General features: G+C 60.1%; 18 protein-coding genes. 8 read left to right on the top strand and 10 right to left on the bottom strand.

The annotated features are described in order from the left end of the window. Positions 1-19: 19 nt before the first annotated feature. On the bottom strand, positions 20-484 hold the full coding sequence (locus tag SR908_RS07360) for a hypothetical protein (protein ID WP_097021638.1): 465 nt from the start codon (positions 482-484) through the stop codon (positions 20-22). Between the two features lie 265 nt (positions 485-749). Here SR908_RS07360 and SR908_RS07355 point away from each other — a divergent pair, with 265 nt between their 5' ends. Beyond that, positions 750-1,184, top strand: a complete 435-nt coding sequence (locus tag SR908_RS07355; RefSeq protein WP_097021639.1) for a host attachment protein — start codon at positions 750-752, stop codon at positions 1,182-1,184. Between the two features lie 100 nt (positions 1,185-1,284). Continuing rightward, positions 1,285-3,126, top strand: coding sequence for a methyl-accepting chemotaxis protein (locus SR908_RS07350; protein ID WP_246925680.1), 1,842 nt, complete (start codon positions 1,285-1,287; stop codon positions 3,124-3,126). A 64-nt stretch (positions 3,127-3,190) separates the two neighbouring features. Here SR908_RS07350 and SR908_RS07345 read toward each other — a convergent pair whose 3' ends face one another. After that, positions 3,191-4,117 (bottom strand): LysR family transcriptional regulator, encoded by a 927-nt coding sequence (locus tag SR908_RS07345; protein WP_040240596.1) that lies wholly within the window; start codon positions 4,115-4,117, stop codon positions 3,191-3,193. 158 nt (positions 4,118-4,275) lie between these two features. Between SR908_RS07345 and SR908_RS07340 the strand changes: the two genes are divergently transcribed. After that, a complete protein-coding gene (locus SR908_RS07340) occupies positions 4,276-5,052 on the top strand; it encodes a ferredoxin--NADP reductase (RefSeq protein ID WP_246925676.1) in 777 nt (258 codons plus the stop codon). Positions 5,053-5,119: 67 nt separating this feature from the next. On the opposite strand, the gene SR908_RS07335 is transcribed toward SR908_RS07340, so the two are convergent. The 3 genes from SR908_RS07335 to SR908_RS07325 form a co-directional block, all read right to left on the bottom strand. Then, complete coding sequence (locus tag SR908_RS07335; RefSeq protein WP_097021642.1) at positions 5,120-5,518, bottom strand: YkvA family protein; 399 nt, start codon at positions 5,516-5,518, stop codon at positions 5,120-5,122. Positions 5,519-5,582: 64 nt separating this feature from the next. Beyond that, positions 5,583-5,858, bottom strand: coding sequence for a hypothetical protein (locus SR908_RS07330; RefSeq protein ID WP_097021643.1), 276 nt, complete (start codon positions 5,856-5,858; stop codon positions 5,583-5,585). 121 nt (positions 5,859-5,979) lie between these two features. Continuing rightward, complete coding sequence (locus SR908_RS07325; RefSeq protein ID WP_246925674.1) at positions 5,980-6,729, bottom strand: NAD(P)H-dependent oxidoreductase; 750 nt, start codon at positions 6,727-6,729, stop codon at positions 5,980-5,982. A gap of 87 nt (positions 6,730-6,816) precedes the next feature. Between SR908_RS07325 and SR908_RS07320 the strand changes: the two genes are divergently transcribed. The 3 genes from SR908_RS07320 to SR908_RS07310 all read left to right on the top strand — a co-directional run bounded on the left by SR908_RS07320 (position 6,817) and on the right by SR908_RS07310 (position 10,886). Beyond that, complete coding sequence (locus SR908_RS07320; protein WP_246925672.1) at positions 6,817-7,761, top strand: LysR family transcriptional regulator; 945 nt, start codon at positions 6,817-6,819, stop codon at positions 7,759-7,761. A 261-nt stretch (positions 7,762-8,022) separates the two neighbouring features. Continuing rightward, on the top strand, positions 8,023-9,267 hold the full coding sequence (locus SR908_RS07315) for a D-alanyl-D-alanine carboxypeptidase (RefSeq protein WP_246925669.1): 1,245 nt from the start codon (positions 8,023-8,025) through the stop codon (positions 9,265-9,267). Positions 9,268-9,470: 203 nt separating this feature from the next. After that, positions 9,471-10,886 (top strand): amidase, encoded by a 1,416-nt coding sequence (locus SR908_RS07310; RefSeq protein WP_246925665.1) that lies wholly within the window; start codon positions 9,471-9,473, stop codon positions 10,884-10,886. Between the two features lie 32 nt (positions 10,887-10,918). Here SR908_RS07310 and SR908_RS07305 read toward each other — a convergent pair whose 3' ends face one another. The 4 genes from SR908_RS07305 to SR908_RS07290 all read right to left on the bottom strand — a co-directional run bounded on the left by SR908_RS07305 (position 10,919) and on the right by SR908_RS07290 (position 14,005). Further along, positions 10,919-11,707: an amino acid ABC transporter ATP-binding protein gene (locus SR908_RS07305; protein ID WP_246925663.1), complete on the bottom strand. Its 789-nt coding sequence runs from the start codon at positions 11,705-11,707 to the stop codon at positions 10,919-10,921. Then, entirely contained in the window at positions 11,700-12,365 is a 666-nt protein-coding gene (locus SR908_RS07300) for an amino acid ABC transporter permease (protein WP_246925661.1), read from the bottom strand. The genes SR908_RS07305 and SR908_RS07300 overlap by 8 nt, the downstream gene beginning before the upstream one ends. Before the next feature lie 10 nt (positions 12,366-12,375). Beyond that, positions 12,376-13,017 carry an amino acid ABC transporter permease gene (locus SR908_RS07295; RefSeq protein ID WP_246925653.1) on the bottom strand — a complete coding sequence of 214 codons (642 nt, stop codon included), beginning with the start codon at positions 13,015-13,017 and terminating at the stop codon, positions 12,376-12,378. A gap of 82 nt (positions 13,018-13,099) precedes the next feature. Beyond that, positions 13,100-14,005, bottom strand: coding sequence for a transporter substrate-binding domain-containing protein (locus SR908_RS07290; protein WP_246925651.1), 906 nt, complete (start codon positions 14,003-14,005; stop codon positions 13,100-13,102). Positions 14,006-14,254: 249 nt separating this feature from the next. On the opposite strand from SR908_RS07290, the gene pdxR reads away from it, so the two are divergent. Next, positions 14,255-15,715, top strand: a complete 1,461-nt coding sequence (gene pdxR, locus SR908_RS07285) for a MocR-like pyridoxine biosynthesis transcription factor PdxR (protein ID WP_246925650.1) — start codon at positions 14,255-14,257, stop codon at positions 15,713-15,715. Between the two features lie 86 nt (positions 15,716-15,801). On the opposite strand, the gene SR908_RS07280 is transcribed toward pdxR, so the two are convergent. Next, entirely contained in the window at positions 15,802-17,118 is a 1,317-nt protein-coding gene (locus SR908_RS07280; RefSeq protein ID WP_097021649.1) for an aspartate aminotransferase family protein, read from the bottom strand. A 284-nt stretch (positions 17,119-17,402) separates the two neighbouring features. Here SR908_RS07280 and katG point away from each other — a divergent pair, with 284 nt between their 5' ends. Continuing rightward, positions 17,403-19,556 carry a catalase/peroxidase HPI gene (gene katG / locus SR908_RS07275; RefSeq protein ID WP_246925647.1) on the top strand — a complete coding sequence of 718 codons (2,154 nt, stop codon included), beginning with the start codon at positions 17,403-17,405 and terminating at the stop codon, positions 19,554-19,556. Positions 19,557-19,713: the final 157 nt, after the last annotated feature.

Genomic DNA, 19,713 nt, shown 5'->3' with positions numbered 1-19,713 from the left:
GGGGCGACGTGCTCAAGCGCTAGAGGCTGGGTTCCTGGCGTTGGGAGGGAGCCGCTGGCTGGCGTTTTGCGGTGGCTGGCTGGCGGGGCTGTGTCACGCGCGCTTGGCCCACCACGCCTTCATCGGGGTCGAGCGGCTTCGCCGTGCTGATCCAGGCTTGCTCTGGGTCGTGCATGGCCGGCCGCCGGTCGATGGCGCGTGTCATCACGTCACCGGGGGCAAAGCCGTCTCGGCGTGCCTGTATGTGGTGCGGCGCCATCCATAACTCGGCGAACAGGCGCACCAATGCCATACCAAGCAGCAGCACACCCCCACCGAGCGCAAGCATCGGCCAGCTTTCCTGCCACGATAGCCCGCTTGCCGCCGGTGCATGGCGCCATAGCCAGGCACCGCCGGCCAACAGCAGGCCAATTTGCAGGATACAGTGAGAAAAGATCAACGTCCGTCGCGGTAGTGGGCGACGCATCAATATAAAGTCGCGCATGTCGCTCTCCCTGGCAGATAGCGCTTGTAGCCGGTGATTCCTGTCCAGCGACGCGATGTTAGCAGGTTTACGTCAAGCGTGAACCTGTTGTTGTCATGCCACATAGATGTCGCGGCGTGTCGACGCCTGCCGCGAGGTTGACAGAAATACGCTGGGTTTCGATGCTTGAAGGGTCGCCGTTCGCGCGAAGAGGCGGCCGGACATCAACGGCGCAGGAGGCGCCGTTGTCCCGAGATGCCGGTGAACCCCGATCAAGGAGTCAGACATGAACAAACGTTATATCGTGACCGCCAATGCCTCGCGTGCGCGTGTCTTCGCGCATCAAGCTGGCGTGGTTCGTGAAGTCGATACGTTGATTCATCCCGAGGGCCGTTTGCATACCGGCGATCTGCGTACGGGTGGAAAAGGAGAGTCCGACGATGCGGCATCGCATTCGCCGCGTCAGTCCGGTAATGACGATGCCACGATGGAAAAGCATGCCGCGTTCTTCGCCAAGGAGGTCGCCGACTATCTCCGCCAGTCGCGTACTCAAGGGAAAGCCGATGAGTTCATCATTGCCGCCGCGCCGCACTTCTTGGGCCTGATTCGTCAGAAACTCGATAAGCCAACCCAGGCTTGCGTCATCCATACTTTGGATAAAGACCTATCGAGTGCCGATGAAGCAGAGTTGGCCGAGAAGTTTCGCCCACCCCTAAATTGATGTGAAAATTCGAATCAATATGAATAAGCGTCTCGCTTAAAGTTTTTTCCATGAGTGCCGTTAATCAAAGGAGGTATCCCCCAACGATAGGCACTCATTAATGTTCACATCGCTTCGCACCCGGATCATGGTGGCCTGTGTCGCCATGATCCTGGTCGCCTTGGCCGCCACTGGCGGCGTCAGTTACTGGTTGGTGAGTCAGCATCAACGCACGACCAATATCGATACGCTGAGTTCCGTGGCACGCGGCCATGTCGATGCCATCGAAGACTGGGCCGTGAGCAAGAAGAACCTGACCGAAGCACTGCCTCCGGCTCTCGAGAGCGACGATTTCGTTCCTGCCTTGCAGCAGACTGCCGCAGCCGGGGGCTTCAGCCAGGTCTACGTCGGCTTGCCGGACAAGCGCCTGATTACCAACGATAATTGGGAGCCGCCGGAGGATTATGATCCGACCCAGCGCCCCTGGTATCGCTCCGCGGTAGAGTCTGGCAAGACCACCGCCAGTGCGCCGTATCTGGATATGGTGACCGATAGTCTCGTGGTCTCTTTCGCCACACCGGTCATTGAGGACGGTGAGCCCCAGGCCGTGATCGGCGCCGATGTCAGCCTGGCCGATGTGACCGAAAATGTGACTTCGATCCATCCTACCGATGCCAGTTTCGCGCTGCTGGTCAACCGCGACAGCGATATCGTCGCCTACCGTGATGCCGACCTGGCTCTGGAGCCGGCCACAGCGCTGGACGACAGCCTGACACCGGAATGGTTGGACACACTGGCGCGCGAAGGGCAGCCCAAAGAAGCCACTATCGATGGCCGCGAGGTCCTCCTGTATGCCGTGGCGGTGCCGGAAACCGACTGGCGCTTGATCATCGCGCTGGACCTCGCCGAAGCCAACGCCGGCGTGCAAGGCGTGTTGCATTCCACGCTGGTCGCCATGGTGCTGTCTGGCTTGATCGCCGCCTTGCTGCTGTGGGCACTGCTGTCTCCTGTCTTTCGGCGTTTGCGCCTGGCGCGCGATGCCATGTTCGACATTGCCTCCGGCGAAGGCGATCTGACAAGACGGCTCGAGATCGACGGCCGCGACGAAGTGGCGCAAATCGCCCAGGGCTTCAATGGCTTCGCCGATGCCGTCAACGACGTACTGCTCGAAGTCCGTGCCAGCAGCACCTCGGTGAGCGAGGCTTCTAGTGAAATCGCCCACGGCAGCCAGGATCTCTCGCGACGTACCGAACAGGCGGCTTCCAGCTTGCAGGAAACATCTACTGCCATGGAGCAGATCGCCAGCACGGTGGAAAATACCGCGCATTCTGCCAGTCAGGCCGACCAACTCTCCCAAGAGGCGACCACTGCGGCCAATCATGGTGGAGAGATCGCACGCAAGGCGGTCGATACCATGGAAGAGGTCAATGCCCAGACGACGCAGATTTCCGATATCGTGCGCTTGATCGACGAGATTGCCTTCCAGACCAACCTTCTCGCGCTCAATGCCTCGGTCGAGGCGGCGCGCGCCGGCGAGCAGGGTCGCGGTTTCGCGGTGGTCGCCAATGAGGTGCGCCAACTGGCGAGCCGCTCGGCCTCGGCGGCCGATGACATCAAGAAGCTGATTGATGCCTCGGTGACCCAAACCCGCGAGGGTACCGATATGGTGCGCATGGCGGGTGACAGCATGCAGGAAATCGTCACCGCCGTGGCGCGGGTCTCCGATGTCCTCGCCGAGATCAACGCCGCTACGCAGGAACAAAGCCAAGGCGTGACCCAGGTCAACCAGGCCGTCAACGACCTGGATCAAATGACCCAGCACAACGCCTCGATGGTTGAGGAATCTACCGTTGCTGCCGAGCAAATGCGTGACCAAGCCGGACGCCTGGCCGAGGTCGTGGGGCGCTTCAGCCTGCGTGAGGACGGACATGCGCAGACGCGTCCGGCGTTGACCAAGTCCTAGACCACGCAATCTCTTCACTTCTTTTCATCACGGCCCATCGGCATATGCCGATGGGCTTTTTTGGTCAAGGCACGGCGGGCAGGTCGATGTCGTCGCTGCGCTGAATACCGGCGGTCATCTCACGGCATAGGCGCAAAAACTCGCGCATGGCGGTGGTCAGGTATTTGTGACGATGCCAGATGAAGGTGAATTGGCGCGTCAGGTCGAGCTCCGGGGTGGCGATGGGCACCAGACTGCCGCGCCGGAAGGCGTCGCGCAGGGCCAGGTGCGAGACACAGCCGATGCCAAGCCCCGATTCCACTGCACGCTTGATGGCCTCGGTATGCTCCAGCTCGAGCAGCACATTGAGTCGGCCACGTCGGTGGCGCATTGCTTGATCCAGCGTACGGCGTGTTCCCGAACCCTCCTCACGCATGATCCAATCCTCGCCCATCAGCGTTTCCAGGTCCGCCTGACCGGCGTTGGCAAGGGGATGTCGCGGCGAGCAGAACACGGTGAGTTCATCCTCGACCCAGGGCTGCATGACGATGTCATCGTGTTGGCAGTCGCCCTCGATCAGCCCCAAGTCCAGGTCGTGATGGGTGATGCGGTCGACGATGGAGGCCGTGTTGCGCACGTGCAGGCGCACGCGACTCCCGGGATGGCGGCGCATGAAGTCGCTGATCAGCAGCGTCGCTAGGTAATTGCCGATGGTCAGCGTCGCGCCGACGTCCAGCGAGCCAATGCCGCGCTGACCCTTGAGCAGCTCTTCGATTTCCTCGCCACGGTCGAGCAGGGCCACGGCTTTGGGCAGGAGTTGAAAGCCCAGTGCATTGAGCTTTAGCCGCTTGCCGATGCGATCGAGAAGTTGGCAGTCGAACTGCCGTTCCAGCTCCGCGAGGGCCGTGCTGGTGGCGGACTGCGACATCGCCAGGCGCTGTGCCGCGCGGGATACGCTCTCGTGCTGCGCGATGGCGACGAAGACTTCGAGCTGGCGCAGGGTGTAACGCATGGCGATCTCCTGGCGATCTTATCGACCTTTCTATATCGGCTAGATAGATAACCGATATCCATACAATTCATTTAACAGATATATTGGCTCAGTCTTATAATTGGTGCAACTTCAATTTAAGCAAATAATGCTTTCCGGTTATAAGGTAAGGAGCGGTCGTGAGTAAACTGGCACTCGAAGAAGTTCTCAGCGTTCATCACTGGAACGATACCCTGTTCAGCTTCCGCACCACGCGCGAGCGTAGCCTGCGCTTCAAGAACGGCCAGTTCGTGATGATCGGTCTGGAAGCCGATGGTAAGCCGCTGCTGCGGGCCTACTCGGTGGCTAGCCCCAATTACGAGGATCACCTCGAGTTCTTCAGCATCAAGGTGCAGGACGGTCCGCTGACCTCTCGGCTGCAGCATCTCAAGGTCGGCGATCAGATCATGGTCAGCCGCAAGCCCACCGGTACGCTAGTCGTCGATGACCTGCTGCCGGGTCGCAATCTCTACTTGCTGTCCACTGGCACCGGCCTGGCGCCGTTCATGAGCCTGATTCAGGATCCGGAAGTCTACGAACGTTTCGAGAAGATCGTGCTGATCCACGGCGTGCGTACCGTTAGCGAGCTGGCCTACGCCGACTTCATTACCAAGGATCTGCCGGCCCATGAGTACCTGGGCGAGGAGATCAGCGAGAAGTTGGTCTACTATCCCACGGTAACGCGTGAAGAATTTCACACCATGGGGCGCCTGACCGATCATATCCGTAGCGGTAAGCTCTTTGCCGATACTGGTCTCCCCGAGCTCGACCCCAAGCAGGACCGCGCGATGATCTGTGGGAGCCCGGCGATGCTCGACGACACCAGCGCTATGCTCGACGAACTGGGCTTCAACATTTCCCCGCGCATGGGCGAGCCTGGCGATTATGTGATCGAGCGCGCCTTCGTCGAGAAGTGATCGGCAGCAGTGTTTCGGCGTGACACGAGAAGCCTCTGACATCGTCAGGGGCTTTTTCTATGGGCACTCACAACCACTTGGGCATGGCCTGCTCGGCGCGGGCTTTGACGTCGTCATCAATGTAGACCGACACCGCGATCAAGGCGGCACCGAGCACACTGGCGTCGTCGACGTAACCGCCGGCGGGGATCAGGTCGGGGATGGCGTCCAACGGTGAGATGAAATACCCCAGTGCACCGAAGATCGTGGTCTTCGCCCATACCGGAACGTCGGGACGCTGCAGCACAAAGTAGAGCTGGAGCGCTCGTCGCGTAACCTCACGACCAGCTCGGCGCCCGTAGCGGGTGATCTTGTGCCAGAAACGCTGCTCCTGGAACGTGTCTGCGTAATTGACCGTTTCTCCCGGTACGATATCGTCGGTATCGGTCAGGGGCGTCTCTTCGATGGGGTCGTGGCGTGGCGTCATACACGCTCCTAGCGACAGTAGGGGCATCTTAAGATGCCCCTTGCAATGAGTCACTGCATTGGAATTACGACTTGGCGCCGCCCTTGAACGCGATATCGAGGGAGATCGCGGCGTCCTTGGGCACATTGACCACACTCAAGGCGTGTTGCGTCATGTCACGACGCAGCGCTTCGTACTCTTCGCCGCCCGCCATGCGTAGCTCCTCGAGCTGATGCTCGGTGACTTCTTGGCTGCCGAGGTAGTTCTTGGCTGTCTTGCGCAGGGCATCCCCCGTCTCGCCACCTGCGATCATGTGGAAGTCGTCGGTGTCCATGCCAGCGTTTTCGATGATGATTTCCATTTCGTCATCTCCTCGTCGTGAGTAAAGCGCGACACCTTTATGTGCCGCGCTCCTTCAAGATAGGTGCCATGCTGGGACGAGCTCAAGGACTATCGGACGACCGATAGAGTGTATGTCGTGGTTATATACGCCACTGCAAGGGGTGCGCGTCTACGGTCTGGCCCTGTTCGTCCCAGTCTTGCCAGCCGGTGAAAGGAATCGCTTGCTCCGTTTGCCAGTGGCGCAGACGTGTCTCCCACTGGTGTTTGGCCTGTTCCAGATGATCGTGGAAGGCAGGTTCGTCTTTATAGCTCAAACCGCCACCCTGCACGCCGTATGTAATGTGGGGGGAAAGTACATCGAAACCGACGTAATAGAGAGAGCAAAGGATCGGCCACATCAGTGTGGCGATATCGCTGCTTCGACCGCTGGGAGAAAATGTCGATGCTGGCGCCCCCGTGGTGACCGAACAGATAGCCCGCTTGCCCTTTAGTGGTCCTCGATCATAGCGATGTGTGCCCGAGTAAAGCCCGCCATAAACGAATACACGATCGAACCAGCCTTTGAGCATGGCGGGCTGAGCGTGCCACCAGAGCGGAAATTGCAAGATCACGAGATCGGCGTGTCGCAGTCGGTCGATCTCTCGCTGGACGTCGCCAGGTAGCGTGTCTGATTGAACATGGTGACGTTGCTCGGTCAGCGCCGAGAAGTAGTAGGGGTCTGCACGACCGACGAAGTGCTTGGCGCGTTCCACGGGGTCGAAGTCTTCGGCGTAGAGGTCTGATACACAGACGTCATGTCCTTCACGTGTCAATGCTGTCACGGCGAGGTTGCTTAATGCCGCATTGAATGAGCGTGGCTCAGGATGGCAATGCACGATCAAAATATTCATGGGAAAGCCTTGTAACGACATGGGACTAATTACGCTAGGCTTTGCATAAAAGAAATGACATTCCCTATGAATGAAAGTGAGCTTTGCATGAATGCACAGAGCCTGCCTTGGGATGATCTACGGATCGTACTGGCAATCGTGCGGCAGGAGTCTCTGGCCGGGGCCGGGCGAGAACTTGGAATCAGCCATGCTACGGTGTTTCGCCGCTTAGGGGCGCTTGAAGCTCGGTTGGGGGTGCGGCTATTCGAACGTCAACGCACGGGCTATGTGCCGACGCTAGCGGGTGACGATCTAGCGACGACCGCAGCACGTGTCGCGACAGATATCGACGCCGTGGAAAGGCGTCTCGTGGGGCAGGATGCCAGGTTGTCCGGTACGTTGCGTGTCACTACGACCGACACTTTGCTCATGGGGCTGCTGAGTGATGTCTTTGCAGGTTTCCAGCATGAATACCCTCACATCGTATTGGAAGTGGAAGTCTCTAATCGTGAATATAATTTATCGCACCGGGATGCGGATATCGCGATTCGGCCAACAAAATCACCCCCGGAAACACTGGTGGGTCGCCAAGTGGGACAAATCGCTCAGGCCGTCTATGTCCATCGGCACCACCTTGAGACAAGCGCTTGGGTAGGGCCTGATTCACACTTGGGATACCCCGCCCTGGAGCGGTGGATGGCACATGAAGGGGTAGAAGCTGAATGCCGTTATCGTGTCGATAGCATGTTGGGAATGCTGGCGGGAGTGCGCAGTGGCATGGGGCGCGGTGTTCTGCCGTGTTATCTCGCCGATAGTGAAGATAGCCTCCTGAAAGTCGGTGAGTCGCTGGCCCCCTTGGAGACGCCTTTGTGGTTGTTGACGCATCCCGATTTGCGGCGTACCGCCAGGGTGATGGCTTTTTTCTCCTATCTGTCGGAAGTGCTGAGCACACGACAAGCATGCTTGAAAGGCGAAGTCTCAGCTTCCAAGCCTATTTCACCATGCGACGAGCGCCAGTCCCCCGAGCATGACGGCGATGGCGCCGAGTCGTAATGAGGGGAGGCGTTCTCGGAACCAGTAACCGGCGGCGAGGATGCCGAGGGGAATCGAGAGTTGGCGCAGGGCTCCGTCGTCGCGTGACGAAAGTTTGCGAAACGTCACGAATGGTGCCAAAAATGCCTATAGGGGCTGTACAGAATGCGTCTCTCGCTCATAATCCCTATGTTATTGCGCTCTGTGGCGTCGCCATAACAAATGTCGCGGCAAATGTTACGAGTGGGCCCGTGAGGGGTTCCTCCTTCAAGGACATAACAAATGACGTCCCCGTTTCCTCATCGATCGCGTGCGGTGTCCGCGCTGCTCATTTTGATCGCCTTCGTGCTGGCGTTGTGTATGCTCCCTGCAGCGCAGGCGGCGCCCAACCCGCGCTACGCATCCATCGTCATCGACACCGAGAGCGGCGCGGTCCTGCATGCCGCCAATGCCGATGCGACACGCTACCCCGCGTCGTTGACCAAGATGATGACGCTTTACTTGTTGTTCGAGGCGCTCGAGGACGACACGCTGAGCATGGATTCGCGCCTGCCGGTCTCGCAGCATGCCGCCGCGAAACCGCCGTCCAAGATGGGCGTGAGGCCAGGTGAGACGGTGAAGGTGGAAGATGCCATCAATATCCTGGTGGTCAAATCCGCCAACGATGTGGCGGCGGTGGTAGCCGAGGGGCTGGCGGGTAGCGAGTCCACCTTTGCTGGCCAGATGACCGACAAGGCACGCGCCTTGGGCATGACGCACACAACATTTCGCAATGCCTCGGGGCTACCCGATGACCGCCAAGTCACCACTGCGCGTGACATGGCGATTCTCGCGCTGCGCCTGATGCAGGACTTTCCGAGTTATTATCCGGTCTTCGCCAAGACCGAGTTCACGTGGCAGGGGAGGCGCTACACAGGACACAATCGGCTGCTCGACAACTATGCCGGCACCGATGGCCTCAAGACCGGTTACATTCGTGCTTCGGGTTTCAATGTGGCGACTTCCGCGGTACATGATGGGCGTCGTCTGCTGTCTGTGGTCATGGGCGGTTTTACCGCCCAGTCACGCGATGCTCACATGAGCGAGCTGCTCGATCGTGGCTTCGCGCGTGCCGAATCGGTCGCGGATGGTGACTGGATCGCGAAGGCGGACATTTACGGGGACCGCTTGCAGGCCACCCCAACGAGTGATCCCACACCCGCCGATGACCCCATTCGTGACTTGATCGCCCAGGCGAAATACGAGCACGGTGATGCCAGGGAATCGGCCAACAATGTTGGCGCCTGGGCCGTTCAGGTGGGCGCATTCAGCGACCGTACCCGGGCGCGTCGGCAGGCCGACCAAGCCGCCGATTTCCTGCCAGCCGATCTCGACGGTCGCGTGGCCGTGTCATCGGTGCAAGGCGATGGGGGCATCTTTCGGGCACAGTTGGTGGATCTCGAGGAAACTCAAGCGCGCCGAGGGTGCCAGCAGTTGGCGCGCGAGGGTGTCGACTGCGTCGTGGTCGCCATGGGGGCCGGCCAATGAGGCGTCTCGGCAGGCCTCACATCGCCACTTCCACGCGCAGGCAGATGGCATCGTGTAGCCAGTAATCCTCGTCATACTCGAGGGCGCGGCCCTCACGGTCATGCGTGACGCGCGTCGCGCGTTGCCCTGCAGGGGGCCTCGCGTCTAGCCTAGGAAGGACAAGCCAATCAACGTCATTCACCAAACAAGGATGTGAGGGTGTTATGCAAGAAACCGACCTGGGCATGATGGATGCCGGGCAACTGGCGGCACTGTTTCGGTCTGGCGAGGCCTCGCCGCTGGAAGCCACGCGTGCTGCGCTTGCGCGTATTGATCGCTTCAACGACGCGGTCAACGCCTATGTGTATGTCGACCGCGAAGGTGCCGAGCAAGCCGCCAAGGCCTCGGCGCGTCGTTGGGGGCAGGGCAAGCCGCTGAGCCCCATCGACGGCGTGCCGGTGTCGATGAAAGACTTGACCGAAGTGGCCGGCATGCCGGCCCGCGACGGCTCGTTGACAACTTCGGATGCACCCTGTGAAAGCGACGCGCCGCCGGCGCGCATGCTGCGTGAAGCGGGCGCGATCTTCCTGGGCAAGACCAACACGCCGGAGTTCGGCTGGAAGGCCGTCACCGACAATCGCGTGTTCGGGGCTACCTATAATCCGTGGGATACGCGCCTCACGCCGGGCGGGTCGTCAGGCGGTGCGGCTGCCGCGGCGGCACTCAACATGGGCGTGTTGCATCAGGGTGGAGACTCGGGCGGCTCGATCCGCATACCCGCCGCGTTTACCGGCGTGTTCGGCTTCAAGCCGACCTTCGGCTGGACGCCGCAATGGCCGCCCGCCACGGAACCCTCGCTTTCGCATATCGGCCCGTTGACGCGCAACGTGCCCGATGCTGCGCGCATGCTCAACGTGATCGGGCGTTACGACTACCGTGATCCGTACGCCACGCGTGGCCAGCCCGATGACTGGGGCGTGGACATGGACTGCGACCTGCGCGGCCTGCGCATCGCCTACTCGCCGGACCTTGGCTACGCCCGGGTCGAGCCGCAGATCGCCGCCCGCGTTCGCGAGGCCGCCGAGAAGTTACAGGCATTGGGGGCCGAGGTCGAGGAGGTTCACCCCGGTTTCGAGTCGCCGATCGAGATCTTTCAGAAGATCTGGTTCACCGCCTCGCTGGAGGTCTGGTCGCAGTCCACCGAGCATGAACGCACCCTGCTCGACCCGGGGCTCGTCACTAATGCGCGCATCGCCGAGCGCTGGAGCGCGCTGGACTTCTTCCGCGCCCTGGAATCCCGTGCGCGGCTGACGCAACGCCTCGAGCATTTCAACCAGAAATATCACCTGCTGATGACGCCGTCGGTGTCGGTGTCGCCGTTCGAAGCCAATCACGAAGTGCCACCGGGGAGCGGCATGCGGGATTGGGAAGAATGGGCGCCATTCTCGTATCCTTTCAATCTTAGCCAGCAACCCGCCGCCTCTGTGCCGTGCGGCTTCACCGACACGGGCATGCCAGTGGGATTCCAGCTCGCTGGCGGCAAGTTCGATGACATCCGCGTGCTGCGCGCCTGCCATGCCTTCATGCAGGCGCATCCGCCGCGCTTCCCGACCGTACCGGACCCCGCTCAGACAGGCTGAGCGGGGCCCGGTCGGCCATTGCTCTCGTCCGTTCAGCCGGGCGAGGGCGTATCGTGGTTTTCGAGGAATTTGCGCACACGATCGGTCTTGGGGGTGGTGAAGAAGGTTTCCGGGTCGGCCCGCTCTATGATCAGGCCTTTTTCCAGGAAGACGACCTGATCGGACACCGCGCGGGCGAAGGCCATCTCGTGCGTCACCATGACCATGGTGTAGCCTTCAGCGGAGAGATCCTTGATCACCGCCAGCACCTCGCCCACCAGCTCCGGGTCCAGCGCCGAGGTGGGCTCGTCGAAAAGCATCACCGTTGGCTGCATGGCCAATGCCCGGGCGATGGCCACGCGCTGCTTCTGGCCGCCCGAGAGCGTGTTGGGATAGCTATCGTGCTTGTGCGACATACCCACCTTCTCGAGTAGCGCCGTAGCGAGTTCCTCGGCTTCGCGCTTGGACTTGCCCTGCACGTGGATGGGTGCCTCGGTGACGTTGTGCAGCACGTTGAGGTGTGGCCACAGATTGAAGCCCTGGAACACCATGCCGGTCTTGGCGCGCACCTTGGCCAGTTCGCGCACCGGCATCGGCCGGCCGGCATCGTTGACGCCGATGCGCTGCCCGGCGATATGAATGCTGCCCCGGTCGGGCTGCTCCAACCAGTTGATGCAACGCAACAGCGTCGACTTACCCGAGCCGGACGAGCCGATGATCGTCACCACCTCGCCGGTTTTGACCTCAAGTTCGACATCACGCAATACCTCGACGTCATCGAAGCTTTTCGAAAGATGGCGGATCGAAACCGCAGCCGTCTCAGACGTGTTTGCTTCAGACATTGTCGAACCCCCGTTTGGCGCTGAAACGCCCGCATTGTTTGATGATGATTTCCATCGTCACGCTGATTGCCCAGTAGAAACCGATCACGACGATGAACGCCTCGGTGGGAATGAAGTAGGTGCTCGATAAGCTGTTGGCGGCGGCGGTCAACTCACTCACGGTGATGATGACGAGAAAGGCAGTGTCCTTGAGCGCATAGATCAGTTGGTTGCCCAGTAATGGCCGGGTTTGCATGATGATCTGCGGCAGCAGTAGGCGAAAGAACATTTTGCCCTTGGTGAAGCCGTGCGCCTTCGCAGCCTCGATCTGCCCCGGCGGAAAGGTCAAACGGTTTCCCCGGAAGATTTCGGCGAAATAGGCGCCGTGATACACCGCCAGAGCGCCGACCCCCGACCACCAGGCGTCGAGACGAATACCGACGCTTGGCAAGCCGTAATAAAGCAGATAGGCGAGGATCAAGAACGGCAGCATGCGCATGCCATCGATGAAAATGCGCAGCGGCATGGTCAGCCGCTTGCGGCTGCCTTCGAGTAAATAAAGTAGCCCGCAGCCGATCAAAAAGGCACCCACGATCGATAGGCCAAATATTTCCAGGGTGCTCAGAAAACCACTCCAGAACTGCGCACGCTCATCCCACAGGATGTCCCAGTTGCTCATGGTCGTATCCTCACATTGCCAGCCGATTGGCACGGCGTTCGGCGAGACGTTGTAGCCATACCAGGCAACCGATTATTGCCATGTAGAGCGCGCCGGCGACGAGAATGGGCGGTAGTGGCTCATAGGTCACGGCCGAGATGCGATTGGTCACGCGGGTCAGATCGACGATGCCGATCACCGCGATGGCGGGGCTGCCCTTGATCAGAAAGGACATCTCATTGACCAGCCCTGGCAAGCTGGTAATCACCATCTGCGGCAACATGATGCGGCGAAAGGTAATCCATGGCGTCATGCCCGTTGCCATGGCCGCTTCGCTTTGCTCGCGAGAGAAATTGCGAAATGCGCTGCGCCAGATCTCGGCATTGAAGGCGGTGGTATTGAGCGACAACGCCAGGATACCGGCGACGCTACGGTTGAGATCGAGCCCCAGGTCAGGGGCGCTGAGAAAGATGAAGAGTGCCAGGGTCACCAGGGGAGTGGCGCGAGCCACGCTGATGTAGAGTACGAGAAGTTGATCGACGATGGGAATTCGCGCGAGGCGAATCAGGGCGATGACCAAGCCCGCCACGACCCCGATGGCAATCGAGACAGCGGAGATCCAGACGGTGGTCCAGGCCCCTTCCAGCAACATGTGCCAGGCGCTGGCATTCATGACAGAGTCCCCGAGCTAAGGAATAAGGGCGACGCCGTGGCCGGGCCACGGCGCTGCGGTGACACAGGGGGGCGGCCATCACTTAGTCGTCGAGGCCGGCCAGTTCGTGGAATTGATCGACGCTGGTCAGCGGCTTCTCGGGAAGATCCGGGAAGCTTTCTCCGAACCATTTTTCCTGCAGCTCGGCGAGGCGGCCATTTTCCTTGAGGTGTTCCAGGAAGCCGCTCATGTACTCCAGCAGTTCAGGGCTATCCTTGGGAATCGGCCAAGAAACGTAGCCCGCCCCGGAAACCGCCGGGCCCTTGGCGAAGACGTCCGGCTTGGAGGCCACCAGTGTATTCACCGGTACCGCTGAATCGATGACGTAATCCAGTCGCCCATTGGCCAGGTCGGCAAAGGCTTCGGGATAGGATTCGTACTGCACGACCTCGCCGAGTGCGCCACCGTCCTCTTCGAGCATCGCCTCCAACTCCGGCAGGCGCGAGAGCAGTACGCTTCCGGCCTGGACGCCGACTTGCTTGTCGCTGAGGTCATCGACATCGCTGATGCTGTCATCGTCGGCGCGTTTGATGGCGAAATGCTGGGCGGAGGCGTAGGGCGGGGTGTAGTTGAACACGCGCAAGCGTTCATCGGAGACGGATGCGCCGGTCAAGGCCATGTCGTACTGATCGTTGGAGACCGCTGCCAACAGGCCAGTCCACGGGAGGATTTCCTGACGAACCTCGAAGTCGGCGTAATCGCGCAGCTCTTCGAGCATATCGGCGTTGAAGCCCTTGGCGTTGTCGCCTTCGATGAAGTTGAAAGGGGCGTAATTATCCTCGGTGGCCACCTCCATGTAACCGCGCTCCTGGATTTCCTCCAAGTCTGCTGCCAGGGCGGGCAGCGACAACGACATCAAGGTGCCGGCCACGGTAGCGGCAATAGTCTTGGAGAAACGGACCTTGGGGAAGCGGTGGCGGGGAGTTGCGTTACGAGTCGTGGGAAGCATCATAATCACCTTCGCTGTTGTTGTTGAGATCGTTGGTGGATGAGACCGAAGACGGCTCGCCGTGGCGGCGGCAATCTCCAACGTGTTGAGTCCACCCTAAAGAATTCGACGTTGGTCGCTATAGAGCCAGTTGGGGGACACCGGTTGGCCAGATGTTTCGACGCCTAATCATGTGCCCATCCAGCCAGTGCAGCGTCATGGCGCGCTCCTTGCATCTATTCCGGTGTGATGCCTCATCGGGAGAAAACGATGCTCGACCATTATTTCCATCTCGATTTCGATACCCAGCGCGGGTTGCAGGAACAATTGCGTGAGTCGCTGCTCGACGCTATCCATACCGGGACCATTCCCGCCGACGAGGCGTTGCCGTCATGTCGCCGTTTGTCCCTGCAATTGGGCATTTCGCGCAATACCGTGGCGTTGGTGTACGAAGGCCTGGTCGAGGACGGCTACTTGGTCAGCCGGCCGCGTAGCGGTTACTACCTGCACGACGCTTATCATGACAGCGATACCCTGGCGCTGGCCCAAGCGACGAGCCAGACGACGGTAGATGCACCATCCTGGAGCAAACGCTTCACGCACCGCCCCAGTCACTTGCAGGGCGTACTGCGTCCCAGCAACTGGATGCATTACGAGTTTCCCTTCGTATATGGGCAACTGGATACGCGGTTGTTTCCCCTCGAACAATGGCGCGAGACTTCGCGACGTCTGCTGGGCGGGAATCGCGAGCGTCACTGGCTCAGCGATCGCTACGATCAGGACGACCCTATGCTGATCGAGCAATTGCGCACGCGGGTGCTGCCCAAGCGCGGCATTCATGCGCAGAGCGATGAGATTTTGGTGACCCTGGGATCGCAGAATGCGCTGTTTCTGATCGCGCAGCTGCTGTTCGACCGGCAAACGCGTGTCGCCGTCGAGAACCCTGGGTATCGCGAGGCGGTCAATGTCTTCTTGCGCCAGGGCGCCCAGCTTCACTACCAGCACGTGGACGGCGAGGGCATGCAGCTCGATGCCGAGACTCCACGCTGTGACTATCTCTACGTGACACCTAGCCATCAGGGACCGACCGGCGCCACCATGAGCCGCGAGCGTCGCGAGCAGTTGATTAAACAGATCCAGCGTTTCGATCAGATCGTGCTCGAGGACGACTATGACGCAGAGGTGAACTTCGACCGTCACGCGCAGCCGGCCCTGAAAGCTAGCCGGGCCGGCGGGCGGGTGATCTACATGAGTAGCCTGTCCAAGCCGCTCTCGCCGGGGCTACGCCTGGGCTACCTGGTGGCCGACGCCGAGTTGATCGACGAGCTGCGCGCGCTGCGGCGGTTGATGTATCGCCACCCGCCGTCGAGCTTGCAGCAACAGCTGGCGCAGTTTCTCGCCCAGGGACATTACGACCGCTACCTGCGGCAATTTGCCGACGAGATGCGCCACCGCTGGGAGTGCATGAACGACGCCATTGCCAGGCACTTGACCGATTGCCGGCGCGTCGGCGGCGACCATGCCAGCGTATTCTGGCTGGAAGCACCGCAAGACGTGGATACTCAGCGCCTGGCCTGGCAGGCCGCGCAAAACGGCGTGCTCATCGAGCCTGGTTTTCAGCATTTCTTCGAGCGTGTGCCGCCGCGCAACTTCATGCGCCTGGGGTTCGGCGCCATCGACGCCGAACGCATCGAACCGGGCATCGAACGTCTGGCGCGAACGCTGGGGTAGCGGCGTACCCACGACGACGCCGGGCACAAGGCCCGGCGTATATTCTCTAGCGTTTGTGGCGGCGATGCAGCTCGCTACTCGGGCAATCAAGCGGCGTGCTTGGCCGACATCTCGCCCAGGACTTTATCCAGAATCGCCAGCCCCTGCTGGGCTTCCGCCTCGCTGACGATGCACGGCGGCACCACATGAATGCGGTTCTCGGCCACGAACGGCAGCATGCCTTCGGCGAGCAGGGCGTGCTTGATCTCGCTCATCGCACTCGCTGATAGCGGCGTGCGGCTCTCGCGGTCGCTGACTAGTTCCAGGGCATGAAAGACCCCCAGTCCGCGTGTTTCGCCGACGATGGCATGCTCGCGCGCTAGGCGTTCGAGCCCCTGGCCGAGCACGCCTTCGCCGATGCGGGCGGCATTTTCCACAATCCCTTCGTCGCGCATGGCATCCAGCGTGGCGACGATCGAGGCCATCGCCAGCGGATGCCCGGAGTAGGTCAGGCCGCCGAAGAACATGTGTTCGTCGAAATGACGACTGATGGCGTCCGAGACCACGACACCGCCGGCTGGTACATAACCGGAGTTGACCCCCTTGGCAAAGACGATCAGGTCCGGCGTGACATCGAAGTGCTCGAAGGCGAACCAGCGCCCGGTACGCCCGAAACCTGCCATCACTTCATCGAAGATCAACAGGATGCCGAACTCGTCGGCCAACGCTCGCACGCCCTTCAAGTAGTCCGCCGGGGGCGTCAGTACACCCGCCGTACCGGGGATCGGCTCGAGCAGAATGGCGGCGATGGCGCCGGGGCCCTCGCATTCAATGACTCGGCGCAGGTGCTGCAAGGCGCGCTGGCATTCCTCTTGCTCGTCGCCGGCCCAGAAGTCGCTGCGATAAAGGTAGGGATTGAAGAAGTGCGCATGGCCCCGCGCGAACTCGTTGGGCACGCGACGCGGATCGCCCGTGGCGACGATGGCCGACCCGGTATTGCCGTGATAGGAGCGATACGCCGAAAGAATCTTGTCGCGCCCGGTGAAGCTCCGCGCCATGCGGATGGCGTTCTCGTTGGCATCCGCCCCGGCGTTGGTGAAGAACACTTTGGAGAAGCCTTGCGGAGCACGCTCCACAATGCGCTTGGCGGCCTCGCCCCGCGCCAGGTTGGCATGCGCCGGGGCCACTGTTGCTAGAGTTTCGGCCTGCTCCTTGATGGCGGCGATGACCTTGGGATGCTGGTGGCCGATGTTGGTGTTCACCAACTGGCTGCTGAAATCCAAGTATTCCTTGCCTGCATAATCCCACATGCGACACCCCTCGGCACCGGCGATCACCAGCGGATCGAGCTGCCCCTGCTGGGACCAGGAGTGAAAGACGTACTGGCGGTCGAGCTGGTGAACGAGGTCGTTGGTCGTAGTCATGAGCAAGGTCCTGTGCGGTCGGCAACGAACGGTTTGAAGGATCGATGGCCCTTAGCCTAGGCAGCTTTCCGTATGCCCCGATAGAGCCAGAAAGGTATCGACGTCGTGACAGCAGCATGGCCCTGTTTTACCTCGTAATTATTTATGCCTATCTAGTGGGTAGCAAAATACGAATTTTAACTATCACGGGGATGCTTTAAAAACGTTACACGTCAATAACACATGACTGTCACGCGAAAGTGAGCGCGTTATCCAAGCGCGAGCGCCATCAAGGGGAAAGTAATATGAGCGGAAAATGTCCGGTAATGCACGGCGGTAACACCTCCACAGGAACCTCCAATAAAGATTGGTGGCCGGAAGGTGTTAACCTGGACATCCTGCACCAGCACGACCGTAAAACCGACCCGATGAATCCTGACTTCAATTATCGGGAAGAGGTCAAGAAACTTGACGTTCAAGCACTGAAAGATGACCTCCGAAAGCTGATGGTAGATAGCCAAGAGTGGTGGCCCGCAGATTGGGGAAGCTACGTGGGTATGTTTGCCCGTGTCGCGTGGCACTCTGCAGGCTCCTATCGCTTAGCGGATGGCCGTGGCGGCGGTGGTACGGGTAACCAGCGGTTCGCGCCGCTCAATTCCTGGCCGGACAATGTGAATACCGATAAGGGGCGTCGCCTCTTATGGCCCATCAAGAAGAAGTACGGCAATAAGATTTCATGGGCCGACCTGATGGTCCTTTCCGGTACCATTGCCTATGAAGTCGCTGGCTTGAAGACCTATGGTTTTGCCTTCGGTCGTGAAGATATCTGGCATCCGGAAAAGGATATCTACTGGGGTGATGAGAAAGAGTGGCTAGCGCCCTCTGACGAGCGCTACGCTGATGTCGAAAATCCGGACACCATGGAAAACCCGCTGGCAGCGGTGCAGATGGGGCTTATTTACGTCAATCCCGAAGGCGTGAACGGACAGCCAGATCCGCAGAAAACTGCTGAGCATGTACGTGAAACCTTTGCTCGTATGGCCATGAACGATGAAGAAACAGCGGCGCTAACTGCCGGTGGCCACACGATTGGTAAGTGTCATGGCAATGGTGATGCTGACGAGCTCAGTGCAGAACCAGAAGCAGCCGATGTGGAATACCAAGGCATCGGTTGGATGAATACCAAAGGCCGTGGCATCGGTCGAGATACCGTCGTATCCGGCATAGAAGGTGCTTGGACCAAGAACCCGACCCAATGGGACATGGGGTGGTTCGATATGCTGTTCAACTACGAATGGGAGCTCAAAAAGAGCCCGGCCGGCGCATGGCAATGGGAGCCAGTCGACATTGCCGAAGACGATATGCCGGTGGATGTCGAAGACCCGTCGATTCGCCGTAAGCCGATCATGACCGATGCCGATATGGCGATGAAAGTAGACCCCGTCTACAACGACATCTGCCGGAAGTTCATGAACGATCCAGAGTACTTCTCTGAAACGTTTGCCAAGGCATGGTTCAAGCTTACCCATCGCGATTTGGGCCCGAAAGCACGCTATATCGGCCCCGACGTTCCTGCAGATGACCTGATTTGGCAGGACCCGGTTCCGGCAGGCAGCATCGCTTACTGTGAAGAGGTCGTTAAGCAGAAGATTGCCGAAAGCGGCCTGAGCATCGGTGAGATGGTCAGCACGGCATGGGACAGCGCTCGCACGTATCGCGGTTCCGACATGCGTGGTGGTGCTAACGGTGCACGCATTCGCCTGGCGCCTCAGAATGCGTGGCAGGGGAACGAGCCTGAGCGTCTTGCCAAAGTCCTCGACGTTTATGAGCGGATCTCTGCCGAGACCGGTGCCAGCATCGCTGATGTGATCGTGTTGGCGGGTAGCGTGGGTATCGAACAAGCGGCGAAGGCGGCGGGCTATGACGTGCGCGTACCGTTCGTGAAAGGCCGCGGCGACGCCACCGACGAGATGACCGATGCCGACTCCTTCGCAGCGCTTGAGCCGCTGGCTGATGGCTTCCGTAACTGGCAGAAGCAAGACTACGTGGTGAAGCCGGAAGAAATGCTGCTCGATCGCGCTCAGTTGATGGGGCTGACCGGGCCGGAAATGACCGTGCTAATCGGCGGTATGCGGGTGCTGGGCACCAACCATGGCGGTACCCAGCACGGTATTTTCACCGACCGTGAAGGGCAGTTGACCAACGATTATTTCGTTAATCTGACCGACATGGGCAACACCTGGAAGCCCGCGGGTAATAACCTCTACACGATCCGTGACCGGCAAACGGACACCGTCAAGTGGACGGCGTCGCGCATTGACCTGGTCTTCGGTTCCAACTCGCTGCTGCGTTCTTACGCGGAAGTCTATGCCCAAGACGACAATGGCGAGAAATTCGTCAACGACTTCGTCGCAGCCTGGACGAAAGTGATGAACGCTGACCGCTTCGACATCGCGTAACTCCCCCCTTCCCGGTTAGCGTCTCGCACGCCGGGAAACGCGACACGGCCCTTCAAGACGAAGTGCGCCGTGTCGCGTATCGTAAGCCCTCCGCTTGATGAACTCGATCCGATTCATGCCTTCCTGGTGTGTGCCTTTCAGCACGCCTGTGTTCCGC

This window comes from Chromohalobacter canadensis (assembly GCF_034479555.1).
GTDB classification, from domain to species: domain Bacteria; phylum Pseudomonadota; class Gammaproteobacteria; order Pseudomonadales; family Halomonadaceae; genus Chromohalobacter; species Chromohalobacter canadensis.
Note: the sequence above shows the minus strand (reverse complement) of the source record. Positions and strands in the feature narration are given on the sequence as shown.

Bases quoted from the DNA above. Each gene is read 5' to 3' on its own strand.
- SR908_RS07305 (WP_246925663.1), bottom strand. From the start codon at position 11,707: ATGTCTGAAGCAAACACGTCTGAGACGGCTGCGGTTTCGATCCGCCAT.
- SR908_RS07315 (WP_246925669.1), top strand. From the start codon at position 8,023: ATGACGTCCCCGTTTCCTCATCGATCGCGTGCGGTGTCCGCGCTGCTC.
- SR908_RS07350 (WP_246925680.1), top strand. From the start codon at position 1,285: ATGTTCACATCGCTTCGCACCCGGATCATGGTGGCCTGTGTCGCCATG.
- SR908_RS07360 (WP_097021638.1), bottom strand. From the start codon at position 484: ATGCGCGACTTTATATTGATGCGTCGCCCACTACCGCGACGGACGTTG.
- SR908_RS07300 (WP_246925661.1), bottom strand. From the start codon at position 12,365: ATGAGCAACTGGGACATCCTGTGGGATGAGCGTGCGCAGTTCTGGAGT.
- SR908_RS07335 (WP_097021642.1), bottom strand. From the start codon at position 5,518: ATGACGCCACGCCACGACCCCATCGAAGAGACGCCCCTGACCGATACC.
- SR908_RS07355 (WP_097021639.1), top strand. From the start codon at position 750: ATGAACAAACGTTATATCGTGACCGCCAATGCCTCGCGTGCGCGTGTC.
- SR908_RS07295 (WP_246925653.1), bottom strand. From the start codon at position 13,017: ATGAATGCCAGCGCCTGGCACATGTTGCTGGAAGGGGCCTGGACCACC.
- SR908_RS07325 (WP_246925674.1), bottom strand. From the start codon at position 6,729: ATGAATATTTTGATCGTGCATTGCCATCCTGAGCCACGCTCATTCAAT.
- SR908_RS07290 (WP_246925651.1), bottom strand. From the start codon at position 14,005: ATGCTTCCCACGACTCGTAACGCAACTCCCCGCCACCGCTTCCCCAAG.
- SR908_RS07330 (WP_097021643.1), bottom strand. From the start codon at position 5,858: ATGGAAATCATCATCGAAAACGCTGGCATGGACACCGACGACTTCCAC.
- pdxR (WP_246925650.1), top strand. From the start codon at position 14,255: ATGCTCGACCATTATTTCCATCTCGATTTCGATACCCAGCGCGGGTTG.
- SR908_RS07310 (WP_246925665.1), top strand. From the start codon at position 9,471: ATGCAAGAAACCGACCTGGGCATGATGGATGCCGGGCAACTGGCGGCA.
- SR908_RS07320 (WP_246925672.1), top strand. From the start codon at position 6,817: ATGAATGCACAGAGCCTGCCTTGGGATGATCTACGGATCGTACTGGCA.
- SR908_RS07345 (WP_040240596.1), bottom strand. From the start codon at position 4,117: ATGCGTTACACCCTGCGCCAGCTCGAAGTCTTCGTCGCCATCGCGCAG.
- katG (WP_246925647.1), top strand. From the start codon at position 17,403: ATGAGCGGAAAATGTCCGGTAATGCACGGCGGTAACACCTCCACAGGA.
- SR908_RS07280 (WP_097021649.1), bottom strand. From the start codon at position 17,118: ATGACTACGACCAACGACCTCGTTCACCAGCTCGACCGCCAGTACGTC.